Annotated in this window: 19 protein-coding genes; 6 read left to right on the top strand and 13 right to left on the bottom strand. The window is 69.2% G+C overall.

The features are described from left to right. Positions 1–203: 203 nt before the first annotated feature. The 7 genes from add to OG947_RS08000 form a co-directional block, all read right to left on the bottom strand. Positions 204–1,211 (bottom strand): adenosine deaminase, encoded by a 1,008-nt coding sequence (gene add / locus OG947_RS08030; protein ID WP_328813626.1) that lies wholly within the window; start codon positions 1,209–1,211, stop codon positions 204–206. Continuing rightward, a complete protein-coding gene (locus OG947_RS08025) occupies positions 1,208–2,479 on the bottom strand; it encodes a pyridoxal phosphate-dependent aminotransferase (RefSeq protein WP_027506955.1) in 1,272 nt (423 codons plus the stop codon). Before OG947_RS08025 ends, add begins: the two co-directional genes overlap by 4 nt. Before the next feature lie 85 nt (positions 2,480–2,564). Then, on the bottom strand, positions 2,565–3,212 hold the full coding sequence (locus OG947_RS08020) for a hypothetical protein (protein WP_222626572.1): 648 nt from the start codon (positions 3,210–3,212) through the stop codon (positions 2,565–2,567). After that, positions 3,209–3,787 carry a hypothetical protein gene (locus OG947_RS08015; protein WP_328813625.1) on the bottom strand — a complete coding sequence of 193 codons (579 nt, stop codon included), beginning with the start codon at positions 3,785–3,787 and terminating at the stop codon, positions 3,209–3,211. The genes OG947_RS08020 and OG947_RS08015 overlap by 4 nt, the downstream gene beginning before the upstream one ends. Before the next feature lie 22 nt (positions 3,788–3,809). Continuing rightward, positions 3,810–4,082 (bottom strand): DUF4235 domain-containing protein, encoded by a 273-nt coding sequence (locus tag OG947_RS08010; RefSeq protein WP_027506952.1) that lies wholly within the window; start codon positions 4,080–4,082, stop codon positions 3,810–3,812. Further along, positions 4,079–4,450, bottom strand: coding sequence for a DUF3618 domain-containing protein (locus OG947_RS08005; protein WP_222647317.1), 372 nt, complete (start codon positions 4,448–4,450; stop codon positions 4,079–4,081). Before OG947_RS08005 ends, OG947_RS08010 begins: the two co-directional genes overlap by 4 nt. Then, on the bottom strand, positions 4,447–4,887 hold the full coding sequence (locus OG947_RS08000) for a phage holin family protein (RefSeq protein WP_328813624.1): 441 nt from the start codon (positions 4,885–4,887) through the stop codon (positions 4,447–4,449). The genes OG947_RS08005 and OG947_RS08000 overlap by 4 nt, the downstream gene beginning before the upstream one ends. Before the next feature lie 147 nt (positions 4,888–5,034). On the opposite strand from OG947_RS08000, the gene OG947_RS07995 reads away from it, so the two are divergent. Next, positions 5,035–5,214, top strand: a complete 180-nt coding sequence (locus OG947_RS07995; protein ID WP_235579024.1) for a DUF2613 domain-containing protein — start codon at positions 5,035–5,037, stop codon at positions 5,212–5,214. A gap of 5 nt (positions 5,215–5,219) precedes the next feature. Beyond that, complete coding sequence (locus tag OG947_RS07990; protein ID WP_162246758.1) at positions 5,220–6,236, top strand: DUF3068 domain-containing protein; 1,017 nt, start codon at positions 5,220–5,222, stop codon at positions 6,234–6,236. On the opposite strand, the gene galK is transcribed toward OG947_RS07990, so the two are convergent. The 4 genes from galK to OG947_RS07970 are packed head-to-tail and all read right to left on the bottom strand — an operon-like array spanning position 6,227 to position 10,887. Further along, positions 6,227–7,384 (bottom strand): galactokinase, encoded by a 1,158-nt coding sequence (gene galK / locus OG947_RS07985; RefSeq protein ID WP_328813623.1) that lies wholly within the window; start codon positions 7,382–7,384, stop codon positions 6,227–6,229. The genes OG947_RS07990 and galK overlap by 10 nt on opposite strands. After that, positions 7,381–8,526, bottom strand: a complete 1,146-nt coding sequence (gene galT / locus OG947_RS07980) for a galactose-1-phosphate uridylyltransferase (RefSeq protein WP_328813622.1) — start codon at positions 8,524–8,526, stop codon at positions 7,381–7,383. The genes galK and galT overlap by 4 nt, the downstream gene beginning before the upstream one ends. A 55-nt stretch (positions 8,527–8,581) precedes the next feature. Further along, positions 8,582–10,129: a hypothetical protein gene (locus OG947_RS07975; RefSeq protein ID WP_328813621.1), complete on the bottom strand. Its 1,548-nt coding sequence runs from the start codon at positions 10,127–10,129 to the stop codon at positions 8,582–8,584. Beyond that, positions 10,114–10,887 carry an ABC transporter ATP-binding protein gene (locus OG947_RS07970; RefSeq protein WP_328813620.1) on the bottom strand — a complete coding sequence of 258 codons (774 nt, stop codon included), beginning with the start codon at positions 10,885–10,887 and terminating at the stop codon, positions 10,114–10,116. Before OG947_RS07970 ends, OG947_RS07975 begins: the two co-directional genes overlap by 16 nt. 85 nt (positions 10,888–10,972) lie before the next feature. Between OG947_RS07970 and OG947_RS07965 the strand changes: the two genes are divergently transcribed. The 4 genes from OG947_RS07965 to OG947_RS07950 all read left to right on the top strand — a co-directional run bounded on the left by OG947_RS07965 (position 10,973) and on the right by OG947_RS07950 (position 13,871). Then, positions 10,973–11,659 (top strand): SOS response-associated peptidase, encoded by a 687-nt coding sequence (locus tag OG947_RS07965; RefSeq protein WP_307109460.1) that lies wholly within the window; start codon positions 10,973–10,975, stop codon positions 11,657–11,659. A 69-nt stretch (positions 11,660–11,728) separates the two neighbouring features. Next, positions 11,729–12,358 carry a nicotinamide riboside transporter PnuC gene (gene pnuC, locus OG947_RS07960; RefSeq protein ID WP_037186937.1) on the top strand — a complete coding sequence of 210 codons (630 nt, stop codon included), beginning with the start codon at positions 11,729–11,731 and terminating at the stop codon, positions 12,356–12,358. After that, on the top strand, positions 12,355–13,407 hold the full coding sequence (locus OG947_RS07955; RefSeq protein ID WP_328813619.1) for an AAA family ATPase: 1,053 nt from the start codon (positions 12,355–12,357) through the stop codon (positions 13,405–13,407). Before pnuC ends, OG947_RS07955 begins: the two co-directional genes overlap by 4 nt. Then, a complete protein-coding gene (locus OG947_RS07950) occupies positions 13,404–13,871 on the top strand; it encodes an SRPBCC family protein (RefSeq protein ID WP_056444006.1) in 468 nt (155 codons plus the stop codon). The genes OG947_RS07955 and OG947_RS07950 overlap by 4 nt, the downstream gene beginning before the upstream one ends. Before the next feature lie 283 nt (positions 13,872–14,154). Here the strand turns inward: OG947_RS07950 and OG947_RS07945 are convergent, their stop codons facing one another. Continuing rightward, a complete protein-coding gene (locus tag OG947_RS07945; RefSeq protein WP_328813618.1) occupies positions 14,155–15,075 on the bottom strand; it encodes a type IV toxin-antitoxin system AbiEi family antitoxin domain-containing protein in 921 nt (306 codons plus the stop codon). A 296-nt stretch (positions 15,076–15,371) separates the two neighbouring features. Beyond that, on the bottom strand, positions 15,372–18,758 hold the full coding sequence (locus OG947_RS07940; RefSeq protein ID WP_328813617.1) for a (Fe-S)-binding protein: 3,387 nt from the start codon (positions 18,756–18,758) through the stop codon (positions 15,372–15,374). Positions 18,759–19,033 lie beyond the last annotated feature (275 nt).

Here is a 19,033-nt window from a genome sequence, read left to right as displayed (position 1 = left end):
CTGCGCGTCACACCAAGCGCAGGTCAGGGAGTGTGCCGGCGCTCCCGTAGGGGTTCCGGGTTCTCGTAGGTGTTGCAGCATCCGCGGGAACCTGGAACGCCCGCGGGAACACGGGCACGCCGTGCTGCGAGGGTTCCGTGAGGCGCACACCCCCCTGCAGCTTGCGGGGAGGGGTGTGGAGCGCTGGACGGCGTGCAGCGCCCCTAGACCTCCGGGAGTTCGACCGCCGCGATCTCCGCCCGCAACTGCTCCTTCAGGTCCGCGTCCGCGTACGACGCGTCCACCCCCGCGAGGGCGAGCGAACGCAGAGCCGACCCGTCCAGCCCCATGCCGTGTGCGGCGAGGTACTCGGTGGTGAGGTCGGTGCCGAACATCGACGGGTCGTCGCTGTTGAGCGTGACCGTCAGCCCCGCGTCGATCATGGCCGGCAGCGGGTGCACGTCGAGCGACTCGACGACGCGGGTCCGGATGTTCGAGGTGGGGGACACGTCGAGCGGGATCCGGTGCTCGATCAGGTGCGCGACGAGCTCGGGGTCGCCGAGCGCGGCGATGCCGTGGCCGATGCGTTCGGCCCCCAGATCGCGCAGCGCCGACCAGATGCTGTCCGGCCCGCCGGTCTCGCCCGCGTGGGGGAGCGAGTGCAGTCCCGCCGCGCTCGCCCGCGCGAACACGTCGGCGAACTCCGCCCGCGGCACCTCGATGCCCCCGATGCCGAATCCGACGATCGAGTCGACGCGATGCGCCAGCACGGCGTCGAGGGTGCGGTTCGCGGCGTCGGTACCGAAGTCACCCGGGAAATCGGGGATCCAGCGCGCGACGATGCCGGTCTCGGCCTCAGCACGCAGCCGGCCCTCCTCGACGCCCTCGAACACCGCCGCCGCGTCCACCCCACGCATGAGGTGCCCGAAGAGACTGATGTGCATCTCGGTGTACCGCACGGCGTGCGTCGCCAGCGCGGTGAGGCTGTCGTACGCGAGCCGCGCGAAGTCCTCGGGATCGCGCAGCACGCCGATCGACGTCAGGTACACCTCGATGAAGTGCGGGAAGTCGCGGAACTCGAACCACTCCCGCAGCGTGTCCTCCGTCCGCGGGATGGCCTCGACCTGATGCTTGTCGGCCAGCGCCTTCAGCGTGCTCGGCCACATCGACCCCTCGAGGTGGACGTGCAGCTCCACCTTGGGCAGCGCCTCGACGAACGCCCTGACGGTCACTGCCGGTACGACGACAGGAAGTTGCCGAACCGTTCGATCGCCGTGCGCAGATCGCGGGCCCACGGCAGCGTGACGATGCGCAGGTGATCGTGGTCGGGCCAGTTGAAGCCGGTTCCCTGCACCACCAGGATCTTCTCCTGCAGCAGCAGGTCCTGCACCAGCTTCTCGTCGCTGTGGATCTCGTGCACCTCGGGATCGAGGCGCGGGAAGGCGTACAGCGCACCGCGCGGCTTGACGCAGCTCACGCCGGGAATGGCATTGAGTCCCTCCCACGCGACGTCACGCTGTTCGAGCAGTCGCCCGCCCGGCAGGATGAGGTCCCCGATGCTCTGGTGGCCACCGAGTGCGACCTGAATGGCATGCTGCGCAGGCACATTGGGGCACAGGCGGGTGGAAGCCAGCAGATTGATGCCCTCCAGGAAGCCCGCGGCGTGGTCCTTGGGTCCGGTGATCGCGAGCCAGCCCGCGCGGTATCCGGCCACCCGGTAGGCCTTGGAGAGACCGTTGAAGGTGAGGCACAGCAGGTCCGGCGCCATCGTCGCCATGGACACGTGCTGGGCGCCGTCGTAGAGGATCTTGTCGTAGATCTCGTCGGCCAGCAGCAACAGGCTGTGCTTGCGTGCCAGCGCCGCGATCCCCCGCAGCACCTCCTTCGAGTACACCGCACCCGTCGGGTTGTTCGGGTTGATGACCAGGAGCGCCTTGGTGCGATCGGTGATCTTCGACTCGATGTCCGCGAGGTCGGGGTTCCAGTCGTTCTCCTCGTCGCAGCGGTAGTGCACCGCCTTGCCGCCGGACAGCGTCGTCATCGCCGTCCACAGCGGGTAGTCGGGCGCCGGGATGAGGACCTCGTCGCCGTCGTCGAGCAGCGCCTGCATCGTCATCGTGATCAGCTCGGACACGCCGTTGCCGAGGTAGATGTCGTCGACGTCGAGGAACGGGAAGCCGTCGACCAGCTCGTAGCGGGTGACGATGGCGCGGCGGGCCGACATGATGCCCTTGGACTCGGAGTACCCCTGCGCCGTGGGAAGCGCGGCGATCATGTCGCGCACGATGACGTCGGGTGCCTCGAAGCCGAACGGCGCCGGGTTGCCGATGTTGAGCTTCAGAATGCGGTGGCCCTCGGCCTCGAGACGGGCGGCGTGGGCGTGCACGGGTCCACGGATCTCGTAGAGGACGTTCTGCAGCTTGACGGACTGCTCGAGCGGGCGCAGCGTGCGCTGGCCGGCCTGGCGCGGCGTCGTGTCTGATGTGCTCACGTCCGCCATCGTCTCACTGTCGGCCCCGTCGAGTGGTCTGCCCCCGAGCAGTCCAGTGACTGTCCGGGGGCAGACGGTGAGTCGACGGGCGGTGTCAGCTGTCCTTCGACGCCTCCGCGACGTCCGCCAGGCGTTCGGCGTCGTCGCGCTTCTCGGCGGCGTCCTCGAGCTTCTCCGCCGCGTCCTCGATCTCTTCGGTGCGCGGAGCCTTGGCCTCGGCCTCGCGGCGTTCGACCTCCGACAGCTTCGCTTCACGCTCGGCCTCGGCCGCCGAGATCCGCTTGTCGGCGATGTCGTCGGCGCGCGACTTGCGGTCCTCGAGTCGTGCGGCGGCCTTCTTGCCCGCGGCCACCTTGTTCTCGATCTCCTGGTCGGCCGCGTCGGTCGCCTTCTCCTCGGCGGTCTCGCGAGCCTTCTTCGCCCGCGTCGTCGCCTCGTCGACCCTGTTCTGCGTCTCGCGTGTCGCCTGTGCACGCTTCTCGCGGGCCTGCGCCTCGAGACGGGTGGCCTTCTCCAGATCCGCGGCCGCGCTGCGCATCTTCTGGCCGCGCCGCGCGAGGTCCTCGTCACCCAGGACGGCACCCGCGGTGGCGTCGATGCTTCCGACGATCTGCTGGTACGTCGCACGGACCGGACCCTCGGCGTCGAGCCGACTGATCACGGTGGACTCGAACGCCTGCAACGGAAGTCGTGCGATCGAGTACTGCAGTCGCAGGATCCGGCGGGGCAGGGACAGGCTCACTTGGTCTCCTCGGTGTCGGTCGACGCGGCCTCGCGCTCGGCCCGGGCGGCGCGCTCGCGTGCCTGCGCCGCCTCCTGCTCCAGTGCGTCGGCCTCGTCGAGCTTCTCGTCGTACTCGCTTCGTGCAGCGGAGATCTCGTCGGCCGCACGGGCCTCCTCCTGCTGCCGCTCGTTGGTGGCCTCGGCGATGCGCCGCTCCGACTGTGCCTCGGCGGCGACGCGACCCTGCTCGGCGTCACGCATCGCGTCGGCCTCCGCCGTCGTGTGCGCACGGAGCCGGTCGTTCTGTGCCGCAGCCTCGGACGCGTCGGTGCGGTCCTCGACGGACTGCCGTGCGACGTCCGCCTCGGCCTCCGTCTCCGCGATGTCCTGCTGCGCCTCCTCGATCTCGAGGGCGGCGGCGGTCTCGGTGGCCTCGGCCTCGCGGCGGCGTTCCACCTCCGCCTGCTCGAGCCGTCCGCGATCGGCGAGTTCGTCGTTGTTGGTCACGGCGCCGGCCACTTCCTTGGCCCGGCCCTTGATCTTGTCGACGAAGTCGCTGCGCGCCTCGGAGGCTGCACCCTGGTTCTCGGTCACGAAAGGCTCCTTCTGATGATCGTCACTTGGGGTCTTCCTTGGCGAGTGCGCGAAATCCCTTGGCGCCGGCGCGGTCGACCCCGGCCTTGACCAGCCCGTACACGACGCCGTGCAGCGCTGCGGCGATCAGGACCTCACGGTTGGTGCGTGAGAGGTCCTTCGGATCAGGCATCTCGGCGTCGTTCTTGCCGACGCGCTTGTAGATCTGGTTGAAGATCTGTCCGGCGACCAGTCCACCGACGATGCTCGTGGCCAGGGAGAGTGGCTTGTAGAAGGCCTTCGACGTGCTGGTCATCGGCCGGCCAGGATGTCGAGGACGGTCTGCCGGCGCAGCGCCGTGCGCGCACGGCGGCGGCGGACCAGGGCCACGAGGACCACGGCGGCGAGCGCACCGGCGAGCGAGATGCCCGCGACCTGCGGGTTCTCCTTCACCTGCGCGACACCCTCCTGTGCCTTGGCGACGCCCTGCTGAGCGACCTCCTGCACCTTCTCCGTCGACTCGTGGGCCGCGGCGGAGACGCGAGCGGGCACGTCGACCTTGGCCGCGAGCGCCTCGACGGTCTCGGCCAGCTCCTCGCGCTGCTGCTCGACGGACGGCGGCTCGGCATCGGCCTCGGTACGCAGGGCGTGACGCGGTTCGGACGCGTCCTTCGGGTCGGTCATGAGTGAGCCTTTCGGGCGTTCTGGACGGTCTCGACGTCGCGCTGGACGCTGGCGACGGTGGCGGCAGGTGCAGGCGGAACGGCATTCTTCGCCTTGGTCGCGCCGACCTTGGCGAGGATGCCGCCGACGATCAGCAGGACGACGGCGACGATCAGTGCCGCGAGCCACGGGTCGAGGACCGTCGCCAGGCCGAGGACGGCGGTGGCGACGAGGGTCGCGAGGCCCAGGAACAGCAGCAGGGCGCCGGCGCCGGAGACACCGATGCCGACCCCGAGCTTGGTGCCCTTCGACTTGACCTCGTCGAGTGCGCTGCTCACCTCGGTGCGCACCAGCGTGCTCACCTGCTGGGTCAGGCGCTCGACCAATTGCACGGTGGACAGATCGGCCGCGGCCGGCGCGGGGCCGCCCGTATCGCTCGTGTGCCGGGTTTCGTTCATGAGCCGGGTTGTACCCGCGACCCGACCGGGTGAAACGGGAGCCTCCAGAGGTCCGCGCCCAGATCGTGGACTGTTCACAACGTCGGGACGGCCTCGGGCGGTGTCCGAAATGACACAGTTGGACGTAGAGGATCGGATGTGGGGGACGTGGCTGTGAGAAGTGTCGTGGTGCCGGCTGTGGCCAGCCTGCTCGTGGGTGGGGTGTTGTCCGCCGGCGCGGTAGTGGGCCTGACGTGGTCCGCCGAGGAGACCGTCCGGCCGGAGCCGGTGGTCACCGCCGATCCGTCGGCCTCGGTGCTCGGCGACGTGCAGTACGGGAGCAGGTGACCGACGTGGCGCGACCGACCCTCCTGCGCGGCAGCGCGTGTGTCCTGCTCGCGATCGGCAGTGCGGCCGTGGTGGGGGCGATCATGCTGCCCACCTACGTCGAGCATCGACTCGCCGTGACGCCCCTGGACATCCGCACCACGACGGTCGCGGTCACCGATCCGGGAACCGGCGGCGACGTGCTCGACGCGACGTCCATCACGCGGCCCGGCCCGCTTTCCGTGGCCACCGGGGTCCCGCTGGTGGTGCAGCGCTTCATCACCACCGAGGATCCGAGCGACGCGGATCGCGTGACGTTCCAGTCCGGCGCGACCGTGCGCCGTGCGGACCGGGAGGGCGATGCCGGTCTGCTGACCGCGTCGGTCGACCGGGTCACCGTCGATCGACGTACGTCGCAGCCGGTCGATCCGGTGGCGTCGTTGCAGACCACCGTCGGCAAGCCCGCCATCCCGGTGCCGCGGACCGGATATCAGCAGCGCTTCCCGTTCGACACCCAGCCGATCACGTACTCGGTCTACGACGCGACGGCCTGGACGAGCTTCCCTGCCGAGTTCGTCGAGGAGATCTCGATGGACGGGCTCCCGATCTACCACTTCCGCACGCAGGTCACCGGTGCCGATCTCTCCGAGACGACGCAGTCGCCGATCAACTCCGTGACGTTGCCCGCGTCGAAGTGGGGGCTCGAGGGGCTCGGTGAGCAGTCGATCACCATGAAGCGGTACTACTCCACCGTTCGCGACATCTACGTCGAGCCGCGCAGCGGCAGTCTCGTCGGCGGTCGTGAGCAGCCCTACCAGTACTTCGCGCGCGACCCTGCCGTTCCGGAGGTCACCGTGTTCAAGGCGACCCTCGGGCTCGACGAGGACGGGCAGAAGGAGCAGCTCGACCGCGCCCGCGAGTCGGCCACCAAGCTGATGTGGCTCACCGACCGCGGACCTGTGCTGCTGTGGTCCGTCGGGGGTGTCGGTCTGGTTCTGGGTGCGGCGCTACTCGTCGTCTCGGGTCGGCGTTCTCAGCGCTGACGGTGCGCTGCCCCGGACGGGGTGGCGGTGAGGAAGGTGGGGGTGGGCAGCCCGGCTGCCGATGCCGCCTCGGTGACCGCGTCCGCGACCGCCTCGGTGCGCGTCCGGTCGACCAGGGCGATGGCCGAACCGCCGAACCCGCCGCCGGTCATCCGGGCGCCGAACGCGCCGGCGTCCAGCGATGCCCGGACGGCGGAGTCCAGTTCGGGCGAGCTCACCTCGTAGTCGTCACGCAGTGATCGGTGCGATGCGGTCAGCAGCGCCCCCAACGCCGCGAGATCGGGTGTGGCGTTCAGGAGTTCGGCCGCTTGCTCCACGCGGACGATCTCGCTGGTGACGTGCCGGACGCGTGCCGCCGACACCTGGTCGGTCATCGCGGACGCCGCCGCCTCCGGGTCGAGACCGCGCAGAGTCGTCACGCCGAGGTCGGCGCACGCCTTCTCGATCGACGCGCGCCGCCGGCCGTACTGACCGTCGACCAGCCGATGCGGTGCGTTCGTGTCGATGACGAGGATCTCCGCGTCCGGGAGATCGAGCGGAATCTGCCGGGAGGAGAAGTCGAGACAGTCCAGCAGCAGCGCGTGGCCCGGTTCCGCGAGCATCGCGATCGACTGATCCATCCCGCCCGTCGATGCGCCGGCGATCTCGTTCTCGGCGCGGATGCACGCGTCGATCAGTGCCCGCCGGTCGGCGTCGAGATCGAACAGGTCCCGGAGTGCCACCGCCACAGCACATTCGAGAGCAGCCGAGCTGGACAGGCCGGAGCCCACGGGGACGGACGAGTGCACCGCGATGTCCGCGCCCATCGTGAGCCCCAGCGCCCACGAGACGCCGGCGACGTACGCGCCCCACCCGTCCGGGCTGCCGGGAGCGATGGCCGACAGTGCGATACCCCAGTGCATGTCGGAGCCTGTCGACGCCGCCCGCAGTACTGCGTCGTCGCGTCGGCGGGCCGCGACCGCGGTGACGTAGGGCAACGCGAAGGGAAGGACGAGCCCGCCCGCGTAGTCCACGTGCTCGCCGATCAGGTTCACCCGTCCCGGCGCGATCCAGACGCCGTCCGGCTCGCCGCCGAAGGTCGTGCGGAACCGTTCGACGGCACCGTCGGCGAGCTCGGCCTCGTCGACGACCGGCAGCCACGCGGTCACGCGAGCACCTCCCGGAACCTGTCCGCGATGGCCTCGGGTGTGGTGTCGTTGATCCACGCGCCCATGGCGGACTCGGATCCGGCCAGGAACTTCATCCGTCCCGGCGATCGCATCATCGAGAACAGCTGCAGGTGCAGACGCCCCAGATCACGGTCCGCACCGACGGGAGCCTGGTGCCACGCGGCGATGTACGGCACCTCGTCGACGCCCTCGAAGAAGTCGTCGACCGCACGCAGCAGAGCGCGATACACACCGGCCAACGCGTCGCGTTCGGCCGTCGACAACGCAGCGAGATCGGGAACGGCGCGGCGCGGGGCGAGGTGCACCTCGACGGGCCAGCGGGCGGCCGCCGGCACGTAGGCCACCCAGTGCTCGGTGTCGACGACGATGCGGCGGCCGGACCGCAGCTCGGTGTCCAGTACGTCGGACAGCAGTGAGCGACCGGTGCGCTCCCGGTGCAGCCGGGACTGCCGGATCATCGCGTCGGTCTTCTGCGGCAGGTACGGGTAGGCGTAGATCTGCCCGTGCGGGTGAGTGAGGGTCACCCCGATCTCCCGCCCCCGGTTCTCGAAGCAGACCACCTGGCGCACCCCGGGGAGGACGGACAGCGCCTCGGTGCGGTCGGCCCACACGTCGACGATGGTGCGCACCCGGTGCAGGTCGAGCGAGGCGAAGGAGGCGTCGGGGTCGCTGGCGAAACACACCACCTCGCACCGGCCCGTGCCGGCAGCGAGCGGCCAGAGCTCCTCGCCGTCGACGTGCGACGGAAGGTGCTGCGCCGCTGCCGACTGCGCGAGGGAGGGAAAGCGATTCTCGAAGACCACGACGTCGTAGTCGGCAGCGGGGATCTCGGTGGGTGGGCGTCCCGGGCGGCTCGGCGCGAGCGGGGACGCGTCGGGCGGTGGGAGAAACGTGCGGTCCATCCGCTGCGCGGCGATGACCACCCAGTCGCCGGTGAGCACGTCGAGTCGCATCTGCGACAACGACTCCGACGCGGGGAGGGGGCGCGTGTCCACCAGGTCCCGCGTCTTCTCCCCGGACACCCAGGGCTCGGAGTCGTCGAAGTACAGCAACTCTCGACCGTCGGCGAGGGTGGTGCTGGTCTTGCGAACGACGTGCGTCGACGGTTCGTGCATGGTCATGCCTGTGTGTTCCTCGCTCTCGGCTCCCCGGACCACATCGTGCACGGAATCGTGATCAGGCGCTGACGGTTGCGAAGATCTCCGGGCCGCGGCTGGTCACCAGAGCGACGGCTCGACGCCGGGCCACCACCACGATGCATCCGCCGAGCAGCAGGGAGACGACGGGCGCGAGCCAGACGAGGACGCCCGGGAGGGCCAGCGCGATCAGGACGCCCGGCAGGCACAGGAGGGCACCCCCGGCCATCACGGCGAGCGTCCACCCGATCGCACGGCCGGTCATCGACCCGCGGGAGTTGAACGCGCTCCCCGCGGTCTGTCCTGCGACGACGTACGGGCTGGCAGCCGACTGCACGGCGCCGGCCGCGGCAGTGGCCAGGGACGCGGCCACGACGACGGCGGCCGCCACGGGGAGAGTGCGCGGCGACGGATCGCCGACGAGGCGACCGAGGACAGTCCCGACGGCGCCGAACACCACGGCCACCAACGCAGCGATGACGAGACGCGCGTCGATGACGCGTCGCGCCACACCCGGCACCGACGTGACGCGCCACGCCGCTGCGCCGTCGAGGCCGTACGAGTTGGCGAACATGCTGCTGGTCAGCAGGATCACGATCGGTGCGCCGTACTGCAGGCCGTAGATGTCGGTCGAGGTGGCCATGAGCACGACTCCGACGAGCAGGAACACCCCCGGCATCGTCAGCAGTCCCACTCGGCGCGGATCGACCAGCAGCAACCTGCTCTCGGCGGCGATGGCCGTGATCATCGGTCCACGCGCACGGTACGTCGTCGTCCGACGGCGGTCGGTCCGGGAGCGGGGCGGCGTGCTGTCGAGCCCGGCCGACACCGCCGAGGTCCACCACCGCACCACCAGTGCGCCGAGTCCGGCGAGCGCGACGGCGACGAGGACGGGCACCCACCACCTCCCGTCGTCGACTGCCTCGCTCGACACTGCCGCCCATCCCGTCGGCAGGACGCGCACCGCGGTGCGCAGGAAGGTGTTGTCGGCGAACGACGTCGAGACGTTGCCGAGCAGAAGGAAGGCCGCGTACGCGGCCGCGGCGACGACGGTGCCACCGATCGTCGAGAGGATGCGGCCGCGTGGAGTGCGCGATGCCGCATCCAGGCGGAGGACGGCGACACGGGACACGGCGAGCGCGACACCGACGGTGAGCAGGGCGATCACGGCGGTCACGATGCGTGCCACGGGCGAGACGTCCGGAACCGCGACGGGCGTGAGGGCGAGTCCGACGACGAGGAAGACGGTCACCCCGCTGCGCGCACCGATGAGGGCGAGGGCTCTCCGGAGATCGTCGGCACGCACCGGTAGATGGCGCACGTGCGCCGGGACGAGTCCGCGGTCGCCCACTCCGGTCAGCAGGGGAGCGACGACGGTGAGGACTACCACCACTGCGGCGCACAGTGCGGCGAGCGTGGCACGCGCCGAGGGCTGTGCGCTCAGCGTGATCGCGTACATCGCCCCGAGCGACGCGATCGCGGTGATCACGATCGCGATGCGGGCACCCGATCCGGTTGCTGCTCTGCGTATCTCGCGATCCAACGACAACAGTGTGCGGACCGGCGCGCTGATCATGAGCCCAGCCATGGCAACTCGGCCGTTTGGTCACCGCCGCCGACCGCGTCGAACAGCGCGCCCTCGAGGGTGCTGCCGGCACGCACGTCGTCGATCGTGCCGGCGGCCAGCAGAGAGCCGCGGGCGAGAATGGCCACGTGCGAGCACATCTGCTCGATGAGCGGCATGGAGTGGCTCGACACCATCGCGGTGCCGCCCCGCGCGACGAAACTCTCGAGAAGGTGCCGAATGGTGCGGGCGGACATGGGGTCCACCGCCTCCAGCGGCTCGTCGAGCACGAGGAGCCGTGGCGAGTGGATCATCGCCGCGGCCAGGCCGATCTTCTTCTTCATTCCGGCGCTGTACGTGGAGACCGCGCGGTCGCCGGCCTCGGCGATGTCCAGCACCGCGAGCAGTTCCTCGCAGCGATCGTGCGCCACCGCCGGATCGAGACCGTGCAGCACTCCGACGTAGTGCAGTGCGCGCCGACCGGGCAGGGCCTCGGGGAGGGACGGCCCGTCGGGAAGCAGTCCGACGCGCCCGCGGGCGGCGACCGGATCGGCCCACACGTCGTGACCGTCGATCCACACCTGCCCGGCGGACGGGCGCACGATGCCCGTCGCCATCGACAGGAACGTGGTCTTGCCTGCTCCGTTGGGTCCGACCAGCCCGTACAGCGTGCCGGCCGGCACGAACAACGACAGGTCGCGCACGGCCGGTGCGCTCCCGTCGTACTGCTTGCTCAGCCCCCACGACTGCAGCGCGCCGGGTGTCTCGTCCACGGTCGACATGCGATCCCCCTCGTCGGTTGCGGTACTTTCCGACACTAACCAGACCGCCTGGCATGTCGCTACCCGTGCGGGGCAGAATCGAGGGATGTGCGGTCGCTACGCCAGTACCCGGTCCGACGACGACCTGTCGTCCATCTTCGATGCCGCCGTGGCGCTGGGGGAGGCGCCGGAACCGTCCTACAACGTGGCGCCCACGGATCCGGTGCGCATCGTGCTCGAGCGCGGGGAGGAAGCGCGCCAGCTGCGGACGGTCCGATGGGGTCTGATCCCGTCGTGGGCGAAGGACCGGAAGATCGCGAGCAGGCTGATCAACGCGCGGTCCGAGACCATCACCGAGAAGCCGGCGTTCCGCAAGGCCGCGGCGAAGCGGCGTTGCCTCGTTCCCGCCGACGGGTACTACGAGTGGGAGAAGCGCGAGGGGAAGAAGATCCCGCACTTCCTGCACACGGACGGTGTTCTCGCGATGGCGGGACTGTACGAGCTGTGGCCGGATCCCGCACTGCCCGAGAATGATCCGGGCAAGTGGGTGTGGACCACGACTGTGCTCACCACGACGGCCACCGACGCGCTGGGGCACATCCACGACCGGTCACCCGTCGTGGTGCCTGCGGACATGCGCGATGCCTGGTTGGACCCGACGCTGACCGATCTCGGCGCGGTGGCGGACCTGGTCCAGTCGATGCCCGAGCCGCACCTGTCTCCGTACGAGGTGAGCACGGCCGTCAACAGCGTGCGCAACAACGGGCCGCAGTTGCTCGAGCCGGTGGCCTGACCAGGGGTCGAGTTGCACTTCGAGCACTTCTGCGCCGTGCTTAGCGCATAATCACGCTAAGGAGGCGTCATGACCCTGATCGAGTGGCTCGGATCCACCGCGTTCGTGTCGTTCGGGGCACCGACGTCCTGGGTCGAGGTCGTCGGATTCGTCACGGGCGCAACCTGCGTCGTCCTGGTCGCACGGCAGTCGGTGTGGAACTGGCCCATCGGTATCGCCAACAACCTCGCGTTCGTCCTGCTGTTCTTCGGCGCCGGGTTGTTCGCCGACGCGGCGCTGCAGTTCGTCTACATCGCTCTCGCCGTGTCCGGATGGGTCCTGTGGGTCGGCGGCGGCACGCAGGGGCCGCTGGTGGTCACGTCCACCAGCCGTCGGGAATGGTGGTGGCTCGGCGCCGTCGGCGTGACGGCCACGCTGGCCATGACGTGGTTCCTCGACACCGCGACGACGTCGGTCGTGCCGTTCTGGGACGCGGTGACGACCGTGCTGTCACTGCTGGCGACGTGGGGCCAGGTGACGAAGCGTCGTGAGTCCTGGTTCCTGTGGATAGCCGCGGACGTCGTGTACGTGCCGCTCTATCTCTACAAGGACCTGGTGCTGACCGGTGTTCTCTATCTGGGATTCATCGCGCTGTGCGTTGCCGGGCTGCGAGCGTGGACACGGTCGATGACCCCCGCCGCCGTCGAGGTGCCGGCATGAGGCACGCGCTGATCATCGGCAAGTTCTATCCGCCGCACGTCGGTCACCACGCGATGGTCCGGTTCGCCGCCACGGTGGCCGACCGGGTGACCGTCGTGGTGATGGCAGCCACCGTGGAGTCGGTGTCTCTGCGAGACCGTGTGGCGTGGATGACCGAGTCGCACGCAGGCGAGAAGACGGTCACGATCACCGGCATCGTCTGCGACGCACCGATCGACCACGCCTCACGGGCCGTGTGGGCGGCCCAGGTGGCGTGCATGCGCGCGGCCCTCGGGAACGAGCCCGTCGACGTGGTGGTCACCAGCGAGCCGTACGGCGAGGAACTGGCGCGGTGGTTCGACGCTCGACACGTGCCGTTCGATCTGCCGCGCAGCACCTTCCCGGTGTCCGGGACCGCGTGTCGTCGCAACCTCGCCGCCTCGTGGCGCTGCCTCGACGCGCCCGCCAGAGCCGGTCTGGCGACGCGCATCGTCGTGGTGGGTTCCGAGTCGACGGGCACCACCACTGTCGCCGGCGCGCTGGCTGCCCACTTCCGACAACGGTGGCCGGACACCGAGTGCGTCGACGAGTTCGGCCGGCAGGACACCCTCGACAAGGTCGCGGAGGCCGGGTCGGTCGACGACATCGTGTGGACCGGTGACGACTTCGCCCGCATCGCGCGCACCCAGACTGCCCACGAGGACGCGGCAGCGCGGCGCGGATCGCCTGTGCTGATCTGCGACACCGACGCGTTCGCGACGACGGTGTGGGAGCGGCGTTACCTCGGCCCCGAGTCACACCACGCTGTCGCCGACGATCGCCCCGCCGTGTATCTGGTGACGGATCATCATGGAGTTCCGTTCGTGCAGGACGGTATTCGTGACGGCGAACAAGTGCGGGCGGACATGACCGGGTGGTTCCTCGACGCGCTCACGCGCACCGGCCGGTCCTGGGTGTTGTTGACGGGGAGCCGTGCGGAGCGCCTGCAGTTGGCGATCCGGGTGGCGGAGCAGGAACTTCGGCGACGAACCACCTTCACGGCGCCGCTCGGCGGCATACTCGAGGCATGACCGCACTCGAGCATTCCGACTCCATCGTGATCGCCGCGTCGCCCGACGCCGTGTACGCCCTCGTCTCCGACGTCACCCGGACCGGGGAGTGGAGCCCGATCTGCCAGGAGTGCTGGTGGAACGACGGTGGCAGCGCCGACGTGGTCGGGTCCACCTTCACCGGGCGCAACGTCACCGCCGACCGCACCTGGGAGACGGTCTCGACCGTCGCCGTCGCCATCCCGGGCACCGAGTTCGCCTGGCTCGTCGGCGACTCGTTCGTGCGGTGGGGATACACCCTCGAGGCAATCGACGAGAACTCGACGCAGCTCACCGAATCGTGGCTCTTCACCGAGCAGGGGATCGAGTACTTCCACACGAAGTTCGGCGATCGCGCGCAGGAGGAGATCGAGATCCGCCGTACCGCCGCACTCGACGGGATTCCCCGCACGCTCGCCGCGATCAAGGCGATCGTCGAGTCCTGACATGCACGGTGGGCACGTGGTGGTGGTCGGGGGTTGCCGGGTCCGCCCGCGCCTGCAGGGGGTGTGCACACCTGGTGCGGTGAGCGCACACGCTTCGCTGCAGGCTGCTGGGGGTGTGCGGTTCGTGTAGGGGGTGTGCGCTTTGCGCGGTTGCTGAGGGGTCCCGGGTCCGCTCCGCGACTGGATGGGCGCGCGCCAGGGTCCGCTCCGCGCCTGGAGGGGGTGTGCACACCTGGTGCGGTGAGCGCACACCCTTCGCTGCAGGCTGCTGGGGGTGTGCGGTTCATGCGGGGGGTGTGCGGTTACGGGCGAGTGCTCGCCGGATGCGCTCGATGATGATGCTCGGCGTGGCCAGGTCCTGCCACGTCCAGCGCACCACCGTGTAGCCCGCGTCGCGCAGTGCATCCTCGCGGAGCTTCTCCCGCCAGAGCACGTCGGCCGGGGTCTCGCCCGCCGGTACGAGCCGTCCGTACTTCACGCGACCGTCGAACTCGCCGATCACGTTGGAGCCGTCCACCAAGAAGTCGACACGGTAGGACGTGTTGCCGCACGTGATGGTGTGCTGAGTGGAGACCGCGAAGCCTGCAGCGTGTAGCAGCACGCGACTGCGTGATTCACCGACACTCTCGGACCCGGCGTCCATGAACAGCGCTACGCGGTGGGCTCGCGCATGGCCACTGCGGGTGGGGCGTCGAGAGAGTACTTCCTCGACCTGCGCGCCTGCCAGTCCGAATCGACGTGCTGCATCGTCCGCCGCGCAGACCGCTTCCTCGAACGGCAGGCAACAGGCCAGATCGGCAATGGTGCGGCTGACGGTAGTCGAGCGGAATCCCGCCACATCGGTGACCTCGTCGGCGTCATAAGGCGACGCATGAACGTGACGCACGGGGCCCGTACGGCCGCCTGTACGCCGGTTGCGCGTGATGTGAACTGCTGAGAGGGGCACGTTCCACAAGTCGATACCGTGAGCGATCGCTGCCGACGCATGGCTCAGCACTGCGTCGGGGGCCGTGTTGCCGGTCGTCATCATCGCGCGCGCCAGGAGGAGGTGGCGCTCCTGGCCGGAGAGGTCCGCGATGTCGTCCGAGCTGGCGTAGGCACCACGGCGCACACGTGTGAGATCTCCGGTTCTGCACATGCGCCGCAGTTCGGAGTCCGTGTAACCCTGAGTCAATGCCTCCGAGCGGGAGGTGATGCGCGCCATCGGTCGATCGTTGCCGACGTTGGCGTCTCCGATCGGTGCCCGTGCGCTCGCTGTGGACAGCGCGCACCCTGTGGATGAGCGAGCGCACACGGCCTACGTCAGGCGAACACCTGCTGCGGAGTGCTGGAGGCGGTGTTCGGTTGGTGCAGGAGGTGTTCGGTAAGGAGGCTTGGTCGCTGGTTGCTGGTCGCCGCACGCGTTGGCCAGCGCCAGGGTGTGTACACACCCCTGTCATAAAGCGAGCACCCCCTCCAGCGTGCTGAAGGGGGTGCTCGGTTGGTGCAGAGGGTGTTCGGTCAGGACCTCTTGCCCGGCGCCTTCGCTCCCGACTTGAACCCGAGCCCACCGGCTTTCGGCTGCGGCGGCGCCGGGGTGTCTGCGGGTTCCGCGGCACCGTTCGACTCGGCGGCACCGTTCGACTCCGCCGTAGGAGCGGCCGTCTCCTCGGTTGCCTGCTCTGCGGGTTCCGACGACTCCGGTGCCTCCGACTCGGCAGGTGCCTCCGGCTCGGGCGCTGCGGCGGGTGCCGCGGAACTCGGTGCCTTGGCGCCCGGCTTCTTGAACCCGGACTTCACGGCGAGACCCTTGGCCTTGACGGTCGGCATCGACTCGGTCGCCTGTGCCGGTGCCGCAGCAGAAGCCTCTGCCGGTGCCTCGGCCGCCGGTGCGGGAGCAGATGCCTCGGCCGGTGCCTCAGCCGCCGGTGCTGCTGCGGAACCCGGTGCCTTGACGCCGGGCTTCTTGAACCCGGACTTCACGGCGAGACCCTTGGCCTTGACGGTCGGCATCGACTCCGACGCCTGTGCCGGTGCATCGGCAGAAGCCTCGGACGGTGCTTCGGCGGAAGCCTCGGAAGCGGGAGCCTCGGAAGCGGGAGCCTCGGAAGCAGGAGCCGCCGACCCCGGTGCCGTGGCGCCGGGCTTCTTGAACCCGGACTTCACGGCGAGACCCTTGGGCTTGACCGTCGGCAACGACTCGGATGCCTCACTGGCCGTCTCGGTGGGAGCGTCGGTCGGTTCCGTCTTCTCGGCCGGAGCAGCTGCGGCAGATCCCGGTGCCTTCGCGCCCGGAGGACGACCCTTGAGCTGCAGCCCCTTGCCGCCCGGTGCCTTCGCCTTGCCGGCCATGCCGAGGCCCTTCGGCTTGGACGCGTCGGCTGCGTCGTCACCGTCGGCGTTGGGCGACTCGGCGGTCTTGGCCGGAGCCTTCGCGCCGGGTGCCTTGGCGCCCGGAGCCTTGGCCAGGCCCTTCATCTTCAGACCCTTGCCGGGCGCGGGGGCAGCGGGATCGCCACCCGCAGCAGCCGTCTCGATCTCCTCGACGCGACCCTTCTCCTCCTCGGCGGCGACGTCCTCGGTGGCGACGGACTCGGCCTTGGGGGTGTCGACGGGCTCCTCGGCAGGGACGACCACGGGCTTGGCCCGCGGTACCACCTTGATGTTCTCGCCGAGCTGTGCGGAGTCCAGGCGCGTGATCGAGCTGAGCAGCATCTGCGAGACGTCGATGACCTCGACGTTGTCGTTGCCGCCGGCCTCCTGGCGTGCGGTGACACCGTCGTTGAGCATGACGCGGCAGAAGGGGCAGCCGGTCGCGATCTTCTGCGTCGCGGTGGTGCTGCCACCCAGGGTGTCTAGCGCTTCGTCGACGCGGTCGATGTTGATCCGCTTGCCGATCTTCTCTTCCATCCACATGCGAGCACCACCGGCGCCGCAGCACATGGAGCGCTCGCCGTGACGCGGCATCTCCTTGAGTGTGGAGCCCGACGCCGCCATCAGCTCGCGGGGTGCGTCGTACACCTTGTTGTGGCGTCCCAGGAAGCACGGGTCGTGGTACGTGACGTCCTCTTGCACCGACGCCACCGGCACCAGCTTCTTGGCCCGCACGAGGCGGTTGAGCAGCTGGGTGTGGTGCACGACCTCGTACTTGCCGCCCACCTGCGGGTACTCGTTGCCGAGTGCGTTGAAGCAGTGCGCGCACGTGACGACGATCTTGCGACGGCTCTCGTCGACACCCTCGAACACGGAGTTCAGGGTCTCGATGTTCTGCATCGCGAGCTGCTGGAACAGGAACTCGTTGCCCGCGCGGCGAGCGGAGTCACCGGTGCAGGTCTCCTCGGCGCCGAGCACCATGAACTTCACGCCGGCGGTGGCGAGCAGTTCCGCGACGGCCTTGGTGGTCTTCTTCGCGCGGTCCTCGTAGGCGCCGGCGCAGCCGACCCAGAAGAGGTACTCGAAGTCCTCGAAGCTGTCGGCGTCCTGGCCGAAGACCGGCACGTCGAAGTCGAGCTCCGAGATCCAGTTGGTGCGGTCCTTGGCGTTCTGGCCCCAGGGGTTGCCCTTGTTCTCCAGGTTCTTGAACAGGCCGGCCAGTTCGGAGGGGAACTCCGACTCGATGAGCACCTGGTAGCGACGCATGTCGAGAATGTGGTCGACGTGCTCGATGTCGACGGGGCACTGCTCAACGCAGGCGCCGCAGTTGGTGCAGCTCCACAGCACCTCGGGATCGATGATTCCGCCGAGACCGCCGTCGAGAGTGGTCTCGCCGACCAGCGGGCGCTCGGCCTCGTCACGGGCGGCCTGCGGGATCTTCGCGAGCTTGGCCTCGTCCGGCTTGCCGTCCGCGTCGACCAGGCCGACCTCGTCGCCCGCCATGTCCTTGCGGCCGCCGGCGAGCAGGTACGGCGCCTTGGCGTTGCCGTGGTCGCGGAGCGAGGTGATGAGCAGCTTGGGTGAGAGCGGCTTCCCCGTGTTCCACGCCGGGCACTGCGACTGGCAGCGGCCGCACTCGGTGCACGTGGTGAAGTCGAGCCAGCCCTTCCAGGTGAAGTCCTCGATCTTGCCGGCACCGAACGCGTCGACGTCGGGGTCGGCCTCCTCCATCTCGAGGACCTTGCCGCCGGACATCATCGGCTTGGCCGCGCCGAGCGCGACTCCGCCGTCGTCCTCACGCTTGAAGTAGATGTTGAAGAACGCGCTGAACCGGTGCCATGCGACACCCCACGTGATGTTGCGGCCGACGATCAGCAGCCAGACCATGCCGGACATGAGCTTGACGAAGGCGAAGATCGAGACCAGGACCGCGCTCGCGGGGAGCAGCTTGGCCAGGTTCATGGTGAAGAAGTCGGTCCACGGGTTGGCGTGTCCGTAGGTGGCGATCTTGCCGGCCTTCACGAAGATCATGCCGAGGCCCTCGAGCAGCACCACGAACTCGACGAAGTAGGCGGCACGGAAGTTGGAGCCGGAGAAGCGGGAGAGGCGCTCGGGGGAGCGAGGGTGGTTCCGCTGCCGGATGATCATCAGCGTCACGATGCCGATGACGGTGCCCAGGCCCAGGATCTCGTCCATGAGGTGGTAGATCGCGAGGTCACCGATGAGTGGCCAGTGGAACTCGGGATTGAACGTCTGCCCGTAGGCCTCGAACCACAGGATGGCGCCGAGCATGAAGCCGACCATCACCAACCAGTGCGCCCAGCCGACGGAGCGGAACTTGTTCATCCGGGTGTGCGCAGCGAACTCGATGCACATCTGCTTGAACCGCGGAACGAACGGTCGCAGACGTGTCCTGTCCGGCTGTCCCAGCGCGATGGATCGCACCATCATCGCGGCACCGCGGAAGAAGTAGGCCCAACACACGATGCTGAGCAGGGCACCGACGGTGCCGAGGGTGATCGTCAGGGCATTCATGACGCTGCCTTTCTTCGGCGACGGCCATTCCGTCGCCCTACGCTTCCGGCCGGCCACAGGGGGCGGTCCGACGGTCAGCCCGGATGCATCTGTCCCACTCGAAGTTACCAGCCGGTAACCACAAGGGTTCTACCGATCGGTAACTTAGCATTTCGGTCGACATCACCGCAGGTCGGACGGAGGGCTGGTCCGTCCCGCACACGCGATGAGCCCTACCGTATTACGGCACAGCGACAGGCCTCCCGCACAGGTATTCCTAACTTGCCTCGTGGGTA

Origin of the sequence: Rhodococcus sp. NBC_00297 (assembly GCF_036173065.1) — a bacterium.
Taxonomy (GTDB): domain Bacteria; phylum Actinomycetota; class Actinomycetes; order Mycobacteriales; family Mycobacteriaceae; genus Rhodococcoides.
This window is presented reverse-complemented; position numbering and strand designations above follow the sequence as displayed.